The 18,906-nt window shown below is 41.0% G+C and carries 18 protein-coding genes; all 18 read right to left on the bottom strand.

Translation table 11 applies throughout. The annotated features are described in order from the left end of the window. Positions 1-6: 6 nt before the first annotated feature. Positions 7-849: a tyrosine-type recombinase/integrase gene (locus NSQ29_RS08345; RefSeq protein WP_341124771.1), complete on the bottom strand. Its 843-nt coding sequence runs from the start codon at positions 847-849 to the stop codon at positions 7-9. A gap of 561 nt (positions 850-1,410) precedes the next feature. Next, positions 1,411-2,613, bottom strand: a complete 1,203-nt coding sequence (locus NSQ29_RS08335; protein WP_341124770.1) for an alpha/beta hydrolase — start codon at positions 2,611-2,613, stop codon at positions 1,411-1,413. Positions 2,614-2,710: 97 nt separating this feature from the next. Next, the gene (locus tag NSQ29_RS08330; protein WP_341124769.1) at positions 2,711-2,920 is read right to left on the bottom strand and encodes a hypothetical protein; all 210 of its coding nucleotides are present in this window, start codon (positions 2,918-2,920) and stop codon (positions 2,711-2,713) included. Positions 2,921-3,033: 113 nt separating this feature from the next. Further along, positions 3,034-3,699: a response regulator transcription factor gene (locus NSQ29_RS08325; RefSeq protein ID WP_341124768.1), complete on the bottom strand. Its 666-nt coding sequence runs from the start codon at positions 3,697-3,699 to the stop codon at positions 3,034-3,036. Further along, positions 3,696-4,922, bottom strand: a complete 1,227-nt coding sequence (locus NSQ29_RS08320; RefSeq protein ID WP_341124767.1) for a sensor histidine kinase — start codon at positions 4,920-4,922, stop codon at positions 3,696-3,698. The genes NSQ29_RS08325 and NSQ29_RS08320 overlap by 4 nt, the downstream gene beginning before the upstream one ends. Positions 4,923-5,066: 144 nt before the next feature. Then, the gene (locus NSQ29_RS08315; RefSeq protein ID WP_341124766.1) at positions 5,067-7,262 is read right to left on the bottom strand and encodes an MMPL family transporter; all 2,196 of its coding nucleotides are present in this window, start codon (positions 7,260-7,262) and stop codon (positions 5,067-5,069) included. Between the two features lie 158 nt (positions 7,263-7,420). Beyond that, positions 7,421-7,957 carry an MFS transporter gene (locus NSQ29_RS08310; RefSeq protein WP_341124765.1) on the bottom strand — a complete coding sequence of 179 codons (537 nt, stop codon included), beginning with the start codon at positions 7,955-7,957 and terminating at the stop codon, positions 7,421-7,423. A gap of 604 nt (positions 7,958-8,561) precedes the next feature. Then, positions 8,562-9,119: a hypothetical protein gene (locus NSQ29_RS08305; RefSeq protein WP_339242064.1), complete on the bottom strand. Its 558-nt coding sequence runs from the start codon at positions 9,117-9,119 to the stop codon at positions 8,562-8,564. A 732-nt stretch (positions 9,120-9,851) separates the two neighbouring features. After that, entirely contained in the window at positions 9,852-11,180 is a 1,329-nt protein-coding gene (locus tag NSQ29_RS08300; RefSeq protein ID WP_339796738.1) for an SMI1/KNR4 family protein, read from the bottom strand. A 19-nt stretch (positions 11,181-11,199) separates the two neighbouring features. Beyond that, positions 11,200-11,709, bottom strand: coding sequence for an endonuclease V (locus NSQ29_RS08295; RefSeq protein ID WP_042189378.1), 510 nt, complete (start codon positions 11,707-11,709; stop codon positions 11,200-11,202). A 927-nt stretch (positions 11,710-12,636) separates the two neighbouring features. Then, complete coding sequence (locus NSQ29_RS08290) at positions 12,637-12,912, bottom strand: hypothetical protein (RefSeq protein ID WP_339242067.1); 276 nt, start codon at positions 12,910-12,912, stop codon at positions 12,637-12,639. 152 nt (positions 12,913-13,064) lie between these two features. Next, entirely contained in the window at positions 13,065-13,379 is a 315-nt protein-coding gene (locus tag NSQ29_RS08285) for a hypothetical protein (protein ID WP_341124764.1), read from the bottom strand. Positions 13,380-13,697: 318 nt separating this feature from the next. Next, the gene (locus NSQ29_RS08280; protein ID WP_339242071.1) at positions 13,698-13,883 is read right to left on the bottom strand and encodes a hypothetical protein; all 186 of its coding nucleotides are present in this window, start codon (positions 13,881-13,883) and stop codon (positions 13,698-13,700) included. A 137-nt stretch (positions 13,884-14,020) separates the two neighbouring features. Then, positions 14,021-15,376 carry a DEAD/DEAH box helicase gene (locus tag NSQ29_RS08275; RefSeq protein WP_076285444.1) on the bottom strand — a complete coding sequence of 452 codons (1,356 nt, stop codon included), beginning with the start codon at positions 15,374-15,376 and terminating at the stop codon, positions 14,021-14,023. A gap of 333 nt (positions 15,377-15,709) precedes the next feature. After that, a complete protein-coding gene (gene pduL, locus NSQ29_RS08270) occupies positions 15,710-16,282 on the bottom strand; it encodes a phosphate propanoyltransferase (protein WP_042128797.1) in 573 nt (190 codons plus the stop codon). A 138-nt stretch (positions 16,283-16,420) separates the two neighbouring features. Further along, positions 16,421-17,386 carry a dipeptidase gene (locus NSQ29_RS08265; protein ID WP_341124763.1) on the bottom strand — a complete coding sequence of 322 codons (966 nt, stop codon included), beginning with the start codon at positions 17,384-17,386 and terminating at the stop codon, positions 16,421-16,423. A 147-nt stretch (positions 17,387-17,533) separates the two neighbouring features. Continuing rightward, positions 17,534-17,794, bottom strand: coding sequence for a stage V sporulation protein S (locus NSQ29_RS08260; RefSeq protein ID WP_019910496.1), 261 nt, complete (start codon positions 17,792-17,794; stop codon positions 17,534-17,536). Between the two features lie 200 nt (positions 17,795-17,994). After that, entirely contained in the window at positions 17,995-18,789 is a 795-nt protein-coding gene (locus NSQ29_RS08255) for a TIGR00282 family metallophosphoesterase (protein WP_042189389.1), read from the bottom strand. Positions 18,790-18,906: the final 117 nt, after the last annotated feature.

Below are 18,906 nucleotides of genomic sequence, written 5' to 3'. Positions count from 1 at the left end.
AAAATGCTAAAAAAATCGACGATAAAGTTCTCTCCGTCGTTCGCCGCGCAGCTGAGCATATATTTGAGTGGTCGATGCTTTTTCATGCCCCAGCATGCCTTGAATAAAATCTAAAGGCGCTCCATTATCGAGGAGTTGGCACGCATATGTATGACGAAATCGATGCGGATATAGATTTACTTCAAGCTCTCCTCGGTCTGCAAGTCGTTTCAACGCCCACCTGATCGTAGGAATGGCCATCCGTCTACTCGGATGTGTATCGGTTACGAATAAGGCTTTACAGTTGTCTTCACGGCTGGCCAGATACTTCTTCAGCCACACTTTGCACTCTGTCGTGAAATAAACCTCTCTCTGCTTTGAACCCTTGCCATTAACAATTGCAGAGCAGTTTTCCCAGTTAAGATCCTCGATATTTATCTTCTCCACTTCTCCAACTCGGCAGCCCGTACTGTAGAGAAACTCAAGTAACGCCCTTTCCCTCAGTGATTGACAAGCGATCTTTAAGTGAATTATATCTTCCTCGATTAAAAACTTAGGTATTCGTTTATCCATTTTAGGTTCTCGTAGTTTTAGGGAGGGATTAGAAGTCAAGTATGTTTCTTCAAAAGCATAGCGAAAAAGGGAACGAACAAACCGAATCCGGTGTCCTAGGCTACTTGGCTTCAACCGATTAGATTGCTTCGCTAAGTACTCCTTCAGCAGAGTTAAAGTTATCTCGGCTATATCCAGGTCACCGAGTTCCTTCATCAGCATTTTGTGCTGGAGAGCGTATGCTTTCAATGTTTTCGGACTAAATCCTTGGATACGTTTATCAGTCTCATACAGTCGCCACAACTCACTTAAGATCATAACAAAACCTCCTATTAGAGCTATTAAATCTAGTTTGCTTCTAATAGAAGGTTTTAATCTTTCTGATTTGAACTAGTGTGTCCCGTTAGCTTAGTAAAATATCTGGGTAAACTCTGATAATTTTTCACTCGTTCAAGGTCTTTTTTGTTTGACAAAAGATAAAATGATCACCAGGATTCCAAACGTGCAGATGATCAGCATGGTATCCCCAACACGCCGTTAATTCGTCTAAGAGGAGAACGAAAGATGCGTTTAGAAACCAAGATTCCCCGAAAGTTCGTTGCCTGTGTCACATGTGTTTCTTTCGCCATATCGATCCCTATAATAAGATGCGAAGGGGTAATTCGTTCAATACGTTGTTTTGTCCGTCTGATTGCTTAAACTTCATAATAAGAGCACCTCCTTGATGGTGTTGGGTATTTAACCCGTCGACAAGCCCATCATACCGAGGCGCTCTCTTTTTGAAAAAGCCCATTTCTTATGCCCTACAGGAATGTTTAGCATAACACCAACCTCTATCCCCCTGCTACTAATAAGGAGACTTTTTCAGCTATTCTATGTTTATTTATTATACTTTTGAAGAAATACCGTAACTTTCTCTCGGGCAAACTGAGTGCTTAAACTACCTGGGTTTGTATCGAATGCATGATCAACTTCTGGAAGAAGGTAGAATTCATGAGCTACACCATTCACAGCCAGTGCCTTGTCCAAAATTTTACCTTGTTTTTCTGGGACAATACGGTCGCCCGTTCCAAAAAATGTAATGGTAGGTGGTGTATTTTCCTGAATATAGTTGATAGGTGAGAGTATTTTGTAACGATCAGGGTATTGGGAAGGGGCTCCTCCAATATACTGCTTCATAACACCCTGAACATAGTCAATACTCGGATTATTCTTATAAAATATTGTCATATCTGCTGGTCCATAAAAGTTAATCACAGAGTTAATATGCACTTCAGGAACATTTGTCGAAGGCGGTAACTGTGCACTCCCCATACTGTAGGCAGCAAGCATAGCTAGATTCCCTCCTGCTGAATAACCCATTAAGTTTATTCGTTTGGAATCAATCTTGTAGGTATCTGCATTAGTCAGTACCCAACCTAGTGCCGATTTTATATCCCCAACTTCATCTTTCCAACCTCCATGAGGAGGCATACGATATTGTACATCAAAAACTGTATATCCTAACTCATTCAGCCATTGATTCCAGTGTGGAGCCTGACCTTTATCGCCCTCTACCCATCCTCCTCCATGCACTTGCACAATGGCAGGTTTCAGTGTGTTTTCTGAATTTTCCTTGGCTGTCCACACATCAAGCTTTAACTCAACACCATCCGTAGTTTTTCCATATACCACATTCTGCATGGGTTCTTTTGTTATATCTTGCTTGTTGAAAAAATGAGAGCTAAGAGAAACCGAAATATTCTCGCTTTTAGCATAGCTCAACATGCTAATGATTGGTTGTACAATTAGAAAGATTAGTAGTAACAATAGAGGAATCAAAATCGTCCGAGCGATTAGGGCTTTTTTCCAGAAAGCTAGTACTAATAAAACTATGATAACCAATGTTATGATTAATAGAACCACTGGAAATAGCGACATAGCCCATGCAAGCCCACTCATTATTTTATTCATATCGCTTGGAACGAGGAGATAGTATGCTAGCATAACGATAACAGGAAGTACTACCACTGAGAGGAATGTCAGTAGCCACTGAATAAGACTTCTAGGTCGCCAAGATGCTGTTTGCTTTATCTGTTGCATATTTAAAAGTTCCTCCATATTATCTAGGTCTTGTTTATGACGTAATCCATCTATTTATTTTCCTCTATCAATAAAATTATATCAATCTTCCACACAATTAAATATGAATTTTTAGATTATGATGGAAAATGTCGCAAAGGTTGATTGTTCGGGATACCGTGAATCCGACCTGTCCACCCTGCTCGAATGGCTTCACTTCCATACTTTTATCCTGAAATTGTTCAGTAATCTGTTTCATCAAATCAGGCATGCCGATCATTGTAAGCATGTCTTTGTTAACCAACAAATTCATTACGAGTTCGGCCATTCCATTAAGATGTATCGTGATATAAGCATTACCTTTTGCACAGGATGAAAGTATGCACATACTTAGGAGCAACAATCCGATTGGGATCCAGCGTTGGCGAGATCACACAAATGTCATTCCTTTCTTAAATCTCTTTGAACGATACCCCGTTCAATCGCAACAGCAACGGCTTGGGATCTAGAATCCACTCCCAGTTTGTTATAGATGTTCGTCAAGTGAGCTTTGACCGTCCGCTCCGATATCCCCATATCGGCAGCTATTTCTTTGCTTCGGTAACCGCGCGCGATGGCCTGAATTACGATTCGTTCTTTCTCGGAGATCAACAATTTCTCTGCAGACGTATCCTGTTCATCATGGCGTTTATTCCTTGCTGCGAGTAGCCTTGCCATCATTTCAGGCTGCAGCAGCGTGTCGCCGCGAATTGCGGATTCTATCGTCCGGAATAGATGCTCTCTACCGGTATCTTTTAGAAGATATCCCTTGGCCCCCAATTCCAGCCCGTTAATCATCAGTTCATCTTCGTTATAAGTCGTTAATATAACAACAGGGATATTGATGTTCCTTTCTTTTAACTCCTTGATGGTCTCCAACCCACTCATTTTAGGCATATTCAAGTCCATAAGAATGACATCGGGCGTAAGGGATTCCAATAAACTCAGAGTCTCCTCTCCATTAGCCGCTTCTCCGATGACTTGAAAATTATCATTTGTCTCAATAATCAACTTCAGCCCTTCTCTGACCACGAGATGATCATCGGCGATAATCACGTTGTATTTCATGAATTCTCCCCTTTCTTACCCTTTGTCTCAATCTTTATCAAAGTTCCGCAAGGAATATTATTGGTAATAATAAGCGAACCCCCTAAGATGCGAACTCTCTCCTTCATGCCGATTAGTCCGTAATGCCCCGCCTTAGAACCCCTATGATTCGAAGAAATGCCTTTCCCATCATCTTTGATTTCAAGATTCATGTTCTCGTCCTCTATACGGACGTATACCCACACATGCTTCGCTTCTGCATGCCGTGCAACATTCGTTAAACATTCGCCTATCATGTGAAGTCCATGCTCCATTATCAACTTGGGTATGCTGCCTTCCATGCTCATATCAAGAAATACTGGAATACCTGTCGCATTATTGAACCTTTCGATTTCTTCGCGAATGGCATCTGAAAAGTCAACCGTTGCGAATGTTTTTGAACGGAGATTATCAATGGCTAACCTGGCTTCCGATAATGTTTTTTTTGCATGAACCATGGAATGCTGGACGATTTCTTGAGCTCTTTGGGAATTGCCTTTCGTCAAATGTGCGTCGACCGCATCCAGCTGCATAATGATACCCGCCAGACCTTGGGCCAGCGTATCATGCAAATCCCGAGCCATTCGTTGGCGTTCGTTCGCCAATGTCAATTCCTCAACCTTGCGATGTGCACGCTCCAGATCTTCAAGAAAGGTCTGGGTACGGATCCGAGCATGAACCTGCTTTAGAAATAAATCAGCAAAAGAAACGAAAATGACGGACATCATCACGTACAAGATCGACATTAAAATCAACAATTCGGTTTGTCCTATAATGAAGAAAGTCGATAGGAAAAAAACATAGTACATAACGGACAGCATTACCATTTTGATTCTGTGATTATAGACACCAATGCTTTGACCCGTCAAAACAGGATACATTCCAAGCAATAGCATAGCAGTGGCTTGATCCATAATAAGCGCACATCCCTGAATAATCAGGCCTTGAATCATGAAATAGACCCAAGGATATTTTTCCGTAAGAGATGAGAAGTGCCAAATTAATGAGGCGTGGAGAAGCATCAATCCCGAAAAGAAGGACAAAGAAATAAACGATGGCTCGTGCAGAACCTGTACAATCATGGATATGGAATAAATGAAAAAAACCCAAGTCATGCTCGGAACTCTGGCATTAAACATGGCATCGGGTAAGTCGTTATATTGATTTTTTTGCGACCACTGCTTGAACTCGTTTCCCGTTTCCATGTGTCCTCCCTACTCGTACTTGTAGTAATAACATATTTACGAATAACATGTTTTCTATTATACCTTACCATATATTAAACATAGAAAAATCGTACATAAGGACAAATACACTCATGTACGATTAGGCACAAATGATTACAGATTTCAATTCGATTCAAATAGGCGATTTCTCTCTTTAACTTCCGATTTTTTTGCAATGGACTCGCCTTCAACATCGATATTTGGTAAAATGCGTCCAAGCCATTTCGGGAGATACCAAGCCGAGCTTCCCATAAGGGTCATGACCGCAGGCACGATTGTCAGCCGTACAATAAATGCATCGAACAATATTCCGAATGCTAACGCTAAGCCCATTGATTTAATCATGACATCTTCAACAAAGATGAAGCTTGCGAACACGGCAATCATGATTAGACCGGCTGCCGTTACGACGCTGCCGCTATTTTTGAGACCAGACAATACGGCCTTTTTTGCATTTCCCGAATGGTTAAATTCTTCGCGCATGCGACTGACCAGAAACACTTCATAATCCATGGCTAGACCGAATAGAATTCCGGCAGCCAAGATAGGTAAGAAGTTTAATACAGGACCGGCTGCAGGAATGTCGAAAAGCTTGGCGAGATTGCCATCCTGAACGACAAATACGACGAATCCAAGTGTGGCCGTAAGCGTAAGGAGATAACCTAACACGGCTTTGATCGGAACTAAGACGGAACGGAATACCATCATGAGAAGAATCAATGCTAGTCCCACAATCAGAGCTGCAAATTTAGGAAAAGCATCATTCAATTTCTCGGATATATCAATATTCACGGCCGTTGAACCTGTAACCATAACCTCAACTTGATCCTGTTGCTTAATTTCAGACGCCTTATCGCGGATCAAATGAACCAAATCGGTTGTTCTTTCACTTTTTGGATCGGTTCCAGGGATAATCGTTACCATGGCTACATCTCCCGTTGCATTCGTAACCGGTGGAGTTGCCATTGCCACATTCGGCAGCTCGCTTAGTTCCTTCCCTACCTTCGCAAATGTTGCTTGCGCGTTGTCTGTTGTCTCCGCTTTAATAATAATAGCGAGCGGTCCGTTCATACCGGGCCCAAACCCTTCCGCGATCAAATCATACCCACGGCGGTCCGTTGTTTCGGTCGATTTAGAACCTTTATCCGGAATCCCCGTTTGTAAATGCAGTGCAGGCAGACTTATGGCTCCTAACAATAAAATGCCCGCAATAGCGATCGGTAATGGATACTTCGTGATGAATCGTCCCCAACGATTGGAATGTTCATTGACTTTAGGGGGATCCTGAATGGTAGCAGCTTTCGACTTCGGACGAATCCGTTCACCTGCAAATCCAAGGAGCGCTGGAACGACTAGGACGGAAATCACTACGGCTACAAGTACCGTAAATGCTCCCGCTATGCCCATGACAGTGATGAATGGAATTCCCGTGACCGATAATCCAGCAAGTGTAATAATAACCGTTAATCCGGCGAAAACAACCGCGCTGCCGGCGGTAGCATTGGCATGCGCAATGGACTCCTCTACCCCTTTGCCTTCCGCAAGATTTTGTCTGTATCTCGAAATAATGAATAAGCCATAGTCGATTCCGACAGCTAATCCGAGCATGATGGCCAGAATCAAGGAAAACGATGCCATTTCGATAAAATTAGCCGCAATAATAACGGACATGACACCGATTCCCAGTCCTATTACTGCTGTTAGTATAGGTAACCCAGCAGCGAGCAAGGATGAGAATGTAATGGCTAGGATCATAAATGCGGCAATGATGCCAATGATCTCGGATATGCCGCCAATTTCTAGTTCGCTGAATTCGACACTTCCTCCGAGTTCAGTCTGCAAGCCCTCGCTACACGCTTGCTCAACACTTTCCAATATGTGTTCCTTAGAAGCATCGGTGACTTGAGTCGCCTCAGATTTGTACGTAATTACCGCATATCCAATCTCTCTGTTATAACCAATTGTTCCTGGCTCATATGGACTGACGATCGATGCAATCTCAGGATCTTCAGATATGGACTTTAGCGTCTTAGCTATCATGTTTTGCGTTGATTCCGACTCTAGCGTTTGACCGTCAGGGGCTTTGAAAATCACTTGGATCGTGCCGCCTTCAGGGCCTTTCCCTTGTGAGAACTCTTCTTTCAGTACTTTCATCGCTTCCTCGGATTTTGTGCCGGGAATGGTCATTTCACCGTTCAAATGAATTCCCATACCAAGACCAAGAGAAACGGCGATGATGAGTACCGCTAAGGTTCCAAACAAGACCGTTTTTCTCTTTTGAGCAGCAAATCTTCCAAGTTTATACAAAAACGTTGCCATGGTAAACACCTTCCTCTACTTGCATGAATATCTGTTATTATAACGTCCAAGCAGAGGATTGAAATCGTACATGTGGGCATTTTCAGAATGTACTTTTGGGCATACCCTTTAGAGATCCCATTACAAATCGACTTCATTTCATTTAATGTCTAACAAAACTAGTTACCCACAGCTTTATTCCGTTCAGATTGAATGCCACGCTTTAACTTTAACAGCGGAACGAGAATCGCCACGCCAACAAGGAAGAATATGCCTGCAAACACGCACAGGGGAACGAGCGTGATTGCGTTTTTGATCGCGCCGGATAGCATCATCGTAATAACCATCGAACCCATGAACAGCGGATTCAGAATGCCGTTTACCCGGCCAATGAACGAATCCTCCGTATTTTGTAAAATCATCGTATTGATCCCGATCTGAATGCACGGCAATAGGAACCCGCTAATGAACTGGAGCCCCAGCGTGAACCAGTAATCCGTTGAGAGCCCCATGGCGATCATCGTCAAGCTTTCGACCGACATGCCGAACGCCAGAAGCTTCTGCGGTGATACTTTGTTGGAGATGCTCATCGCGAGCACGCCACCGATAATCATCGCTATCCCGTTGATCAATAGGAACCACTGCAAGGATTTCTCCACTACCCTCTGGGATATATGCCAGTTACCTTCAGGAGCAGGAATTGTTTCAATTTTCATAAATGGAGACGCTTGTGCGTTTGACTACAAGCAAGACAGAATAAGCAAACAAAGTATTTTCCCAACATTTAGTCTCCCCCCTTAAATGATAATATGCCCAAGTTGGGATTTGCTTAACATCGTTATACCTTGTCAAAAACTATACTTTTGGTGACTCTGCATTTTGCGAATTTTACTGTGTGTCGTAAACATAGATAAACATTTTGAAACGTTTCATATTAAGGACACCATATTTTGAAATACAAAATCAACCAACAAACTTGATATAAATACAGGCTAATATACGGTAATATAAGGCGTTGTTGCGCTAAACTGCCAGTTAGTTGAACAAAGGGCTACCTCTCGGCAGCCCTCATTATTGAACTCTAGTTCCTCGTTAGCTTAACGACACGATAACATAAAAATCCCAATATATGGTACAATGTTGTTGGAAGCTTGAAAGTCATCAATCTAGCATTAAAAGGGGGCTGCTGAGAGTTGAGTAAAGAATTCAATTCCAAAACTCTCATAAATTTTACTTGCTACATTTACAGTAAGTAACAAGCCAATAGCAAAAAAAACAATTGATTCAAGCAATATAACAACATCTTTTTTAAGCCTTGAATTACGTCCAATATTGCTCTTCAATCTTCAGATCCTTATGTCTCTTATCTACGTACTCATTCTCACTAATTATTTCTATTTCATTAGAATCAAAAAAACTAAGCAATCTCAATCCTTCATTTAACAATTCATCTTTATATTGTCGGGAAAACTCTGACCTTTTAACTGGGTCTGCAAGTTGATCATCGTAATCAAATACAATATATTTAAGGGCTATCATCCTAAAAAAGGAATATCCATTACAATACTCCCTGTAAATGTGTGAACAAGAACTAATGAATTCCTCCTCAATATAAACAAATCGATTTAATAGATCTCTGATCTTAAACTCTTCAACTGACCTATAATTAAGAATTTTTGTAAGTTGCCCTTCTAATTCATCCATCACATATTTAGAATTATAATTTAGATTAATCAATCTAAAATAGACATCTTTACCTAATGATTCTTCAAGTATCTCTTCTTTGTCATAAAGCCACTGTTCAAATTCCTTTGTTGAAAGTTTATTCCTCAAGACTGAGTGAAACCATTCTATAATTTCTTCATTGATCGGATCCATGATTTCAATCCTTTCCTTGCACCGCGGTTTCATATAACGCCTTATTTACGAACTTCGTGAATTTTCTTATGTATGAAGTATTCTTCGAAATGCTTACGCTCTGCTGCCCGTTAGTTGAATAAATATAAAACGGCTGCCGAAGCGACCGCTATTCCACTAACGTACCCGTTAGTGTACTTTCATTCTATCCTAAAACAGAAATGCAAACTAGTGTTCTTGTTTCTGTGTTTATATAATCAGGGGTTTCAGACAACGTCTTATTCGCGAACTTCGTGAATAATTCCGTATGTTGAGTATTCGCGAAATTACTGAGCTATCCTGCCCGTTAGCGCAGCAAGGCTGCCAATCGTGCTGGCAGCCTTGTCATGGTTGAACTATCGTTTCCCGTTAGCATTCCTGTAGAGCGTTATCTATCGTCACTTATCAAGCTGACAAATTTCACGAATAAATGAGCCTTCGTGAGAAAACTTAATAGCTCTTTGGCAATCGGTACATATTCTTGACATTGTACATTGACAAGAATATGTACCGATAAAACAATAAAACCACGATTTACGCGGTAATTAATCGGCTTATATTCTTGTCATTCGACAGAAAAATAAGGCCACGGTGTAAACCGTGACCTGCCTAAAACTAATTGGTTGTTGGTCTTGTAGATATTAGACCCACTAATATTTATAGGATAAAGTTTGATTTATGGTCATGCATCCGCATTGTATGAATAATGAGTAATTATTCTTTGTCAAAATAATCATCTGGCAAATTTAATTTTTTCAAACAACCTGTAAATTTTTCTCTGAAATTAATATTGCTTTTATATTCCGGCCATGCAACCTTATAATGACGCAATAACTTCTCATGAGGGATAACGCCCCAAAATAAAATAGTGTTTTTCACAACCTCCTTATCGCCACCCACTAACATCTGTTCAATGATTTCCCAACTTTCCGATTTGTCATTGCAATTGCGTGTGGCATAGATTGCGGCAGATTGAATATTCGAGTCGGTGTGGCACAAAAAGGACGCAAAGTTCTGAAGTGTAATCGCGCCGGAAGATTCCAAAACATACCCCACATGACGTAACGTTTCCGAATCGTGAACCCTGTCAAGACTTTGCAATATCACTTTTATAAATTCCGCTAAATCAAAAGATTTACCGTACCAATTCAGAATCATTAAAGCTTGTAAAAAATCTTCATTTCTTTCAGAATACAACAGCTCCAGAAGATAGTCTCTTCCCGCATCAAAAGAGGTTTTGCAGATTAGCTGAATGGCTGTGGTGCGATCATTTTGTCTTTGCTCAGCAACGCTCCTTAAAAAATCAATGGTTGGCTGCGAGATTTTCTTAAACTTGAACATTCCATCAAGCGCTTTTGATTTGATTTCTTCGTTTGGGGCGTTTTGATAAACCTGTATCAACGCATTTTCATCGCCCGGCATTCTACTGCCAAACCACGCGATATCATAATCCAGAATAATTTCGTCCAGCCAGCGCTCATACCAGTCCAGAAAGTTGTCTTCATAGACAAAGAAAAAGGGATGATCAGGATAAAAAACTGCAGTGTAAATGATTTTCCCCCTGTGTTTCCCTTCAAGTACGAGATACATATCGTATTCACAGCCTTGTGTGCCAATGCACAACATGCCGCCCATCACCCTATCACGGGCGGCGTCGTATTCCGGGTCGGAGATGTCTTCATCACTGATCAGTGGCTCGATCAGATGGTTCCATTTTTCTTTTGTCATTCTCGGGTGTAGAACGCATTTTGTAGTGAATGCATTTCTTTCGGTATAGGAAGTTGCTTTTTCAATCGAATAAATCCCGTAATAAGGCCCGGCACCTCCATTTCCGACTTTCGTTAAAAACTGGGCATAAGGCTCCGGAAGTGTGACTTGATTCTTTGCTTGCCAGTCCGCAAGCTCTTTTGCTGTAAGCACTTCATAAACCTTGTATTTATGTGAAGATGCTCCAAACACCAAAAAAGCCGTATCTTTGCGCATGGCCTTTTCGAGTTTGTTTTTTATTCGATCAAGTTGTGTTTCTTTCTTCCAAAACAACATATTGAATCCCCCCTGTTGATTATAGCCGGGCTTCCTTCGTTTGCTTATCCAGCAATTTCAGCAGATGCGGAAATCGGTATTCTCCGTACATACTCTGTATGTGCTCGGCAGCGACTGCTAGCTCCATGCCGACAGAGGTTATATACAAAGGCTTGGAGCTGTTGCCTCGGTAAAGCTTTTTGACAAAGGCTTCGTTGTCGTGAAAGGCATTTTTTGCAACACCGATCACTGGAATTTCCCCTGAAAAATTTGTGTAAACATAATGTCCGAGCCCGGGCTTTTTCTCATTGTTTAAGTACACATAGCCATCCACAACAATGGTATGTATTTGATTTATGTCAGTAAGTTTCAACAGTTCCTGTATGCAAGGGAGCTCTCGTTTATAGAAAAAACCCGTTTCGTATTTGTGAGGGTTTTCCGTATAAGACATGATGACTTCGAGTGGTTTAGAATCTTCCCAACATTGAAAAATAACCCCCACTGATTTCGCTTTATTTTCCTCATAATACACATCGACAGCGATGATCATTGATAGCGATTCCTTCCTTTAAGCTCATTTTAAGCTATAGATTATAGCCAATATATCACATTTTGCCGTGCAGGATGATCTATAGATTATCCCAATACCACCACTCCACCAATCTAACCTATCAAGGGGCGGGTAGTATTTATTCTGCCGCAGGCGCAGCACAGAAAAAATCTCCACCCTAAACCCTTGACAGGCTGGATTTTTGACGTGCCATTTCGCCGCCGACAACGGGGAACAGGATTTTATCCTGCCCCCGGCCTCCTCCAAAGAATAGGATAGGGTGTAAATGATTGAATCTAAATGTACAGTTTCGCTTGGATAAGATTGTACAAAACGCTTGAATAATAACAAAGAATTAAGAATCTTTGGCTCTAACTAACGCCTTCCGCTCTCGCTTCAGTTGTTGGCATATATAGAGTTGGAATGGTTTTGTTTCACAAACCATTCACTTCTATACATGTAATATTCACAGAAAACTATGTACAAGAAGCTCACTTGTACGCATATAATCCTAGAAAAGCGCTTAGCAGCTGTTTTTAAGGATTATACCAATCATTTTAGAACATTCTTACACAAGCAAATATGTACATCCTTATATCAGCATTTACAAACTATCCTCCGTTAACTTAACGAAGAAAGGAGCAGCTGCCGCGGTGGCAAACTGCTCCCAGGATCTCTAGACTAACGTGTCCCGTTAGTTCAAGAAGAATCGTAAACATTTCACTATTCCTTTACTTCGGTTAATTTCAATAAAACGCCCTTTTAACTAACCTGCCCATTAGCTTAAAGCCATTACCGCAAAGGTACCATCGACAGCAATATTACTACTCCTGTTTAATTTTTGATAATATATCATAAAAAAGACTATCGAATGGACTTGTCGATAGTCTTTTTTGGGCTATTATTTGAATGGACGCATTGTTGCAGCTATTCCTTTAGGGCATCCACATATTGCTTCGCTTCTAATAGTGACAAACCAAGCACTTCTCTCGCTTTTTTAACAGCTGCTACTTCCTTGCCGTTACGTACGAGCTGGAGAACCTCATTTTGAACAAGATGTGGGGGCAGACCTTCAGACTTGGCAATTTGGTCAACGTTTACGTGCATTGTTTTGATACGAGCTTCCATGGCACTTACTTTGTTATACACAGTTAAACATACAACTAAGGACACAAGTGATATCGTAATTGATAGGTATTCCATTTGCGACACTCCCTTCTATCTCTTCTTTTATTCTAAATGAAGATGTCTGGTTAAACAAATTTATGTCGTGTCCTATTGAACTAACCTGCCCGTTACCTTAATAACGCAGTGTCAGTCTAATACTTTATTTGCCGAGTCTAACACTTTATTTTTCAGTCTAGAACTCTATTTTCATTTGACACTTCTCTCTCACATTTAATTTTCTCGCAGTCTTCAATAATGAACTGAATCTCATCCGCTGTAAGCTTAGCTTTTTTCGAAGAAAAATCCTTTTTTAAATTGTTGTAGACTTTCTTATTATTTTTGAGCAATTTGAACTCATATCCCATACTACTAACATAAAAATGTTTTGGCTCATGACTATCAATTCCATAACCCGAAACTTTAAGTATAGTTAGATATTCTAAAGTTTTATTTTCTATGTATGCAGCAGTGGACCTATGATGTCCGTCAATTAATGTACTCATAAAACCTTCATAAAAATATGCGAGCCCAGTCATGATCTCCCCATTTTTAATTTGCTCCCTATATTCATAACTCTTTCAATGTTTAAACAATCGATTCGTTGAGAAGCTAAAAGGAATTTTGGAATCACAGTGCTTGAATGGTACTTGTAAAAAACATCAGCTGACGCATTATACGTTCTCCTCTTAGTAAATAAGTTCCAAAAAACTCTCCTTCTCCGTTAGTTGGTATCATTTCTATATAAGACATCAGGTAATAACCATTTTCTAGAATACTCAGTAGAGGTTTAACCTTTTCAAATGCAGTACTAAGGTCATTCCCTACCTCTTGTGAATCTTTAACTTCATCAATCGCTCACCAGAGTTATCCACCCCAAATTTAGTTATTAACTTTCCACTCCCATTATTTACTCGAAGTAACAAAGCATCCTTGTCCCATGAGTTAAAAATACTCGGAATGATTTCTTCGCATACGATCGAATTAGGTGCCTTAAATATCTTCTTCATAACTTCCACCCCACCCTAATATTACAAAAACTATACCCATCTTGAATTCCCCTTATCATCAACTAACAAAAAAACCATCAGATTTCTCTGACGGTTTTGAGGTCTTACTAAAAAAAACGTACAGCGTTCAAAGTAACTTATCTGCTGCTCGTTTGTCTTCCTTTAGTGAACCACTCGGACTTTGGCTTTAATGGAGGGTTAGACTTAGGTTTTGCTTTGGCAGGTTTTGATGCCGCTGGTTTTGCCCCCGCTGGTTTAGCTGTTGATGGTCTGGAAGTCGATGGTTTAGAAGATGCAGATCTCGAACCTGACGGTTTCGAAGATCTTTCTGTCTTCATTTGCGTTTTACGAGACATCGGATACGGATGATCCTTCACTTCTGGAATCGATTTTCCGATCAATTTTTCAATATCCCTAAGGAACGGAAGCTCTTCAGATTCGCAAAAAGATATTGCCGTTCCGCTTAACCCAGCTCTACCCGTACGACCGATCCGGTGCACATAGGTTTCTGGAATATTCGGCAAGTTGAAGTTGATTACATGAGACAGCTCATCAATATCAATTCCTCGCGCGGCGATATCCGTAGCTACAAGAACGCGGGTTGCACCACTTTTAAAATTCCGCAATGCATTCTGACGATCATTCTGCGATTTATTGCCGTGAATGGCTTGTGCAGAAATGTTCACTTTCGCTAGATCGCGTGTAACACGGTCCGCACCACGTTTTGTACGAGTAAACACCAGAGCAGAAATGATTGATTTATCCTGTAACAAAAGATTCAATTGATTCTGCTTATTTCCATTCTCTAATAAATAGATCGATTGATCGATTCTATCCGCAGTAGATGACACGGGTGTGATTTCTACTTTTACTGGATTCACAAGCAAGGTTTTGATCAATTTGGAGATCTCAGTAGGCATCGTTGCCGAGAAGAACAGTGTTTGTTTCTTCGTTGGCATTTTGGCGATAATTCGCTTCACATCATGGATGAAACCCATATCTAGCATGCGGTCAGCCTCATCCAAGACAAGAATTTGGACATACTGTAAATCCACACGTTTTTGATTGATCAGGTCGATAAGTCTTCCTGGTGTAGCAATTAAGATATCAGCCCCTTGATTCAGGGCACGCTCTTGTACTTTCTGTGATACACCGCCAACGATGGCAGCAGAGCGGATATCTGTGTATTGGCTATATGCTTTTATGTTATCAGCAATTTGAATCGCTAGTTCTCTTGTCGGTGTTAAGATCAGCGAGCGAATGCGTCGCACATTGCTTGATTTATTGGGACTTGTTTGTTCGCTTAATAATTGAATAATAGGTACAGAAAATGCAGCTGTCTTTCCTGTTCCCGTTTGAGCACATCCAAGTAAATCTCTACCTGCTAATACAGCTGGGATCGATTGCTCCTGTATAGGTGTAGGTGATGTATAGTTTTCTTTGGTTAAAGCCTTTAAAATCGCAGGCATAATATTCAGTTCGTTAAATGTCATTGGGTCTCCTTAATTTCTAATACATATATTCTTAACATTAAATCCATTTGTCACGTCATAAACAATAATCATAACACAATTAGTCACATAATAATAGATATTCTTTATCATCACACCAATTTTCATTAAAAATCCATTTCAGGATACCAGTACAATTAATAGCTAATAAGAACTATGCAGTCCGATACCTTAGCAAAACACATCAAAATACCGAAATAGCTGCTATACAGTTCGAAAAATGTTTAAGTATGCGTATCAGCCAAATAACGTTTCCCAACACACAACAAAAAAAGCGAAGGATTTCTCCCCCGCTTCTTATCATTCGTATGAAGACTAGTCTACGATTTCAGCAGTGTCGCCATTGTTGGCACCAGCAGCATTAGCTTCGTCAGTATCAATATGCATATCAAGTTTGAAGCTGTCGGATACACGAGCAATTACGTTCTCCAATACGAGACCGCGGTCTCCACCGAGACGAACTTTAAGCAATTGCTTATCCGCAATGCCCCAAGCTTCAGCTTCAGAAGTGTGGAAGTGAATGTGACGAGCTGCGATGATAACGCCTTGTTCTAATTCAACTTCACCAGCAGGTCCTTTAAGCGTAATGCCAGGTGTTCCTTCAATATTTCCAGATTCGCGAACTGGAGCTTTCACGCCAAGTGCGAAGGAGTCAGTACGGGAAATTTCTAATTGGGAAGCCGGACGAGCAGGTCCCAAAATTCTTACCTTGTCAAATTTACCTTTGCTACCGATAACTGCTACTTGTTCATTTGCTGCAAATTGTCCTGGTTGGGAAAGTGGTTTGAACTCAGTTAATTGATATCCTGGGCCAAACAGAGCCTCCACGTGCTCTTGCGTAAGGTGAATATGTCTAGCCGACACACCTACGGGTACAGTCTTACTCATTGTAAAGTCACTCCTTGTATTTTCTCTAGTATCTGTACAAGCCATTAACCATTATACATCTTCTTACCCAAAAATAAAAAGGGCTGCATCATAACGAGGCCCCTTTTTTCGACAATTTATGTTTTTTGCACAAGATTGTCATGGTTTAGACACCTGAGAGGCCAAATTTACGCTTAAAAAAGAGGTCGCATTCTCATACATCCAGCCTTTCACAGTATCCTCTGGATAATAACGGAGCAGCTGCTCTATAAGATCAGGGTATTTTCCCGGATGCTCCAACTTCTCTACCCAAGTATCGATGCCGTCAAAATCCGAGCCAAACATCATATGCTTCTCACCGCCGAGACTACATACATGTTCAATGTGCTTTAACAAATCATCCATACGAGCCTTCCCATCATCACTTACAAACCAAGGATAAAAAGTCAGACCCATTCTTCCATCCATTGCAATCAAAGCTTTAATCTGTTCATCATTTAAATTTCTAACATGCCCACATATAGCCGCAGCATTCGAATGGGAAGCAATAAACGGACGATTGCTTAAATCAGCCAACTCCCAGAACCCCGCTTGTGACAAATGCGACACATCAAGCAGCATTCCACTTTCGTTGCACCATTCTATCAGCTTTCTCCCTTTTTCCGTAAATCCACCATTACGCTTCTCTAGCACACCATCTGCTGCCCAGTTCGCATAATTCCAAGTCACACCAAGAAACCGTACTCCAAGTTCGAAGCAGAGCTGAGCATAAAACAAGTTCCCTTCTAAGCCGTCTACGCCCTCCAGAGAGAGCATTGCTTGTGGAGGTGCGCCTACTAATCGATTTCCTACTTGCTCCTTCCACTGTAACCACTGAAGCCCATCTGTGTTCACTATCTTTTGCCTAAAGAGATCAATTTGCCCTAGAACATGTTCAAAGCTTGGTTTTCCTCTGTTAGTTGAAAGAAATATTGCAAAACATTGCAACGCCACTCCGCCAGAAGCCAGCCGCTCTGCAGTAACATCTAATCGAGGATCATTGTCAAAATTTATATCCGGGGAGGCTTGCATTTTGCTTAGCACATCACAATGGAAATCCGCTACTTTAAACTTATCAGCCCTCATTTTACAACCCCACTTTCTCACTGTCCCAGCCGTTCATTTCATTTCCAAATGCCTATTTCAGATACTATGCAAAAAAACGCCAGACTATAAATCAAAAGCAAAAACCTGTTTACAAAAGTAAACAGGTTCAATCATTCTATAGGTCTATTATCTGGGTTCAACAATCAGTTTAATCGCGGTTCGATCTTCCCCATCAATCACTATATCAGTGAACGCAGGAATGCAGATCAAATCTACTCCGCTTGGTGCAACAAATCCCCGGGCAATGGCAACTGCTTTGACTGCTTGATTCAGTGCTCCAGCTCCAATAGCTTGTAATTCGGCCGATCCACGTTCACGAAGAACACCCGCTAATGCGCCGGCGACGGAATTTGGATTGGATTTAGCTGATACTTTTAATACATCCATAGTAAGTACCTCCCCTGGGAAAATAATGGTGTTCTTCCACTACTTTAGATGTTATTCGCGAGAGAAGAAATAATTCCTTCTTTTTACGGACCACGTCTTCCAAAAACGGTATTAAAGATACTCTTTTATGATATTAAAAATATCACACTTTACCCTAACTCAGCGAAATTACTCGGATTAAACCATACTCTGTTCTACGTTTAGCTCATAACCCATTCATCTTCACGTAACCGTATCTTCTCCAGACGAGTTGCCGCACCAGTATTTTCATCTAATTCTGCAAATAAACCGTGAAGCTGCCACTTGCCTTCATCGACAACAAATCGTGCTGGAAGCTGAGTTGTGAACTTATAAAGTACTGCATCTCTTTCCATACCCAGAATTCCTTCGCTTGAACCAACCATTCCCGCATCGGTCAAATACGCAGTTCCTCCTGGTAAAATCACATCATCATTTGTCTGAACATGAGTATGAGTCCCAACAACAATCGATGCGCGACCATCCATAAAATATCCCATGGCGATTTTCTCAGAGGTTACCTCTGCATGGAAATCGACTAAAATACATTTGTGATCTCTACGAAGCTCTTCCACAATTTCTTCCCCAACACGGAAAGGACAATCGATAGCAGGTAAGAATGTCCGGCCTTGCAAATTTACTATGGCCAGTTCTTTACCGTTCCCTTTAACGACTGTATAACCTCTTCCCGGTGTTCCTGGCGGAAAATTAGCGGGACGAATAATCCGAGCCTCATCATCGATGAACTCAAAAATATCTTTGTTGTCCCATGTGTGGTTTCCCATAGTTATACCGTGAACGCCCCAGTTAAAAAACTCATTAGCGATCGCCTTGGTGATCCCTCTACCGGCAGCAGAATTTTCACCATTAACAATAATGATATGTGGCTGATATTTACTTTTTAGTGAGGGCAACATCTCACGAAGAGCCTTTCTGCCAACATTTCCAACGATATCTCCAATAAATAGTACTTTAATGATTCTCTCCTCCTAATCTTAACCGCTATATCTAAATGGATAAGACCTCATATTCAAAAGAAAAAAGGCCCCGCTTAGGGGCCAATTCTCAACAAATATAAGAAAGTATAAGTTACA

Source organism: Paenibacillus sp. FSL F4-0236 (genome assembly GCF_038000135.1).
GTDB lineage: Bacteria > Bacillota > Bacilli > Paenibacillales > Paenibacillaceae > Paenibacillus_AQ.
The sequence above is the reverse complement of the archived record's forward strand: the minus strand, read 5'-3'. Positions and strand labels throughout refer to the sequence as shown.

Excerpts from the sequence above, each read along its gene's own strand:
- NSQ29_RS08310 (WP_341124765.1), bottom strand. The coding sequence starts at position 7,957 with ATGAAAATTGAAACAATTCCTGCTCCTGAAGGTAACTGGCATATATCC.
- NSQ29_RS08285 (WP_341124764.1), bottom strand. The coding sequence starts at position 13,379 with ATGAGTACATTAATTGACGGACATCATAGGTCCACTGCTGCATACATA.
- NSQ29_RS08335 (WP_341124770.1), bottom strand. The coding sequence starts at position 2,613 with ATGCAACAGATAAAGCAAACAGCATCTTGGCGACCTAGAAGTCTTATT.
- NSQ29_RS08295 (WP_042189378.1), bottom strand. The coding sequence starts at position 11,709 with ATGATCATCGCTGTCGATGTGTATTATGAGGAAAATAAAGCGAAATCA.
- NSQ29_RS08345 (WP_341124771.1), bottom strand. The coding sequence starts at position 849 with ATGATCTTAAGTGAGTTGTGGCGACTGTATGAGACTGATAAACGTATC.
- pduL (WP_042128797.1), bottom strand. The coding sequence starts at position 16,282 with ATGAGTAAGACTGTACCCGTAGGTGTGTCGGCTAGACATATTCACCTT.
- NSQ29_RS08290 (WP_339242067.1), bottom strand. The coding sequence starts at position 12,912 with ATGGAATACCTATCAATTACGATATCACTTGTGTCCTTAGTTGTATGT.
- NSQ29_RS08305 (WP_339242064.1), bottom strand. The coding sequence starts at position 9,119 with ATGGATCCGATCAATGAAGAAATTATAGAATGGTTTCACTCAGTCTTG.
- NSQ29_RS08315 (WP_341124766.1), bottom strand. The coding sequence starts at position 7,262 with ATGGCAACGTTTTTGTATAAACTTGGAAGATTTGCTGCTCAAAAGAGA.
- NSQ29_RS08265 (WP_341124763.1), bottom strand. The coding sequence starts at position 17,386 with ATGAGGGCTGATAAGTTTAAAGTAGCGGATTTCCATTGTGATGTGCTA.
- NSQ29_RS08325 (WP_341124768.1), bottom strand. The coding sequence starts at position 3,699 with ATGAAATACAACGTGATTATCGCCGATGATCATCTCGTGGTCAGAGAA.
- NSQ29_RS08300 (WP_339796738.1), bottom strand. The coding sequence starts at position 11,180 with ATGTTGTTTTGGAAGAAAGAAACACAACTTGATCGAATAAAAAACAAA.
- NSQ29_RS08280 (WP_339242071.1), bottom strand. The coding sequence starts at position 13,883 with ATGAAGAAGATATTTAAGGCACCTAATTCGATCGTATGCGAAGAAATC.
- NSQ29_RS08320 (WP_341124767.1), bottom strand. The coding sequence starts at position 4,922 with ATGGAAACGGGAAACGAGTTCAAGCAGTGGTCGCAAAAAAATCAATAT.
- NSQ29_RS08330 (WP_341124769.1), bottom strand. The coding sequence starts at position 2,920 with ATGGCCGAACTCGTAATGAATTTGTTGGTTAACAAAGACATGCTTACA.
- NSQ29_RS08275 (WP_076285444.1), bottom strand. The coding sequence starts at position 15,376 with ATGACATTTAACGAACTGAATATTATGCCTGCGATTTTAAAGGCTTTA.
- NSQ29_RS08260 (WP_019910496.1), bottom strand. The coding sequence starts at position 17,794 with ATGGATGTATTAAAAGTATCAGCTAAATCCAATCCAAATTCCGTCGCC.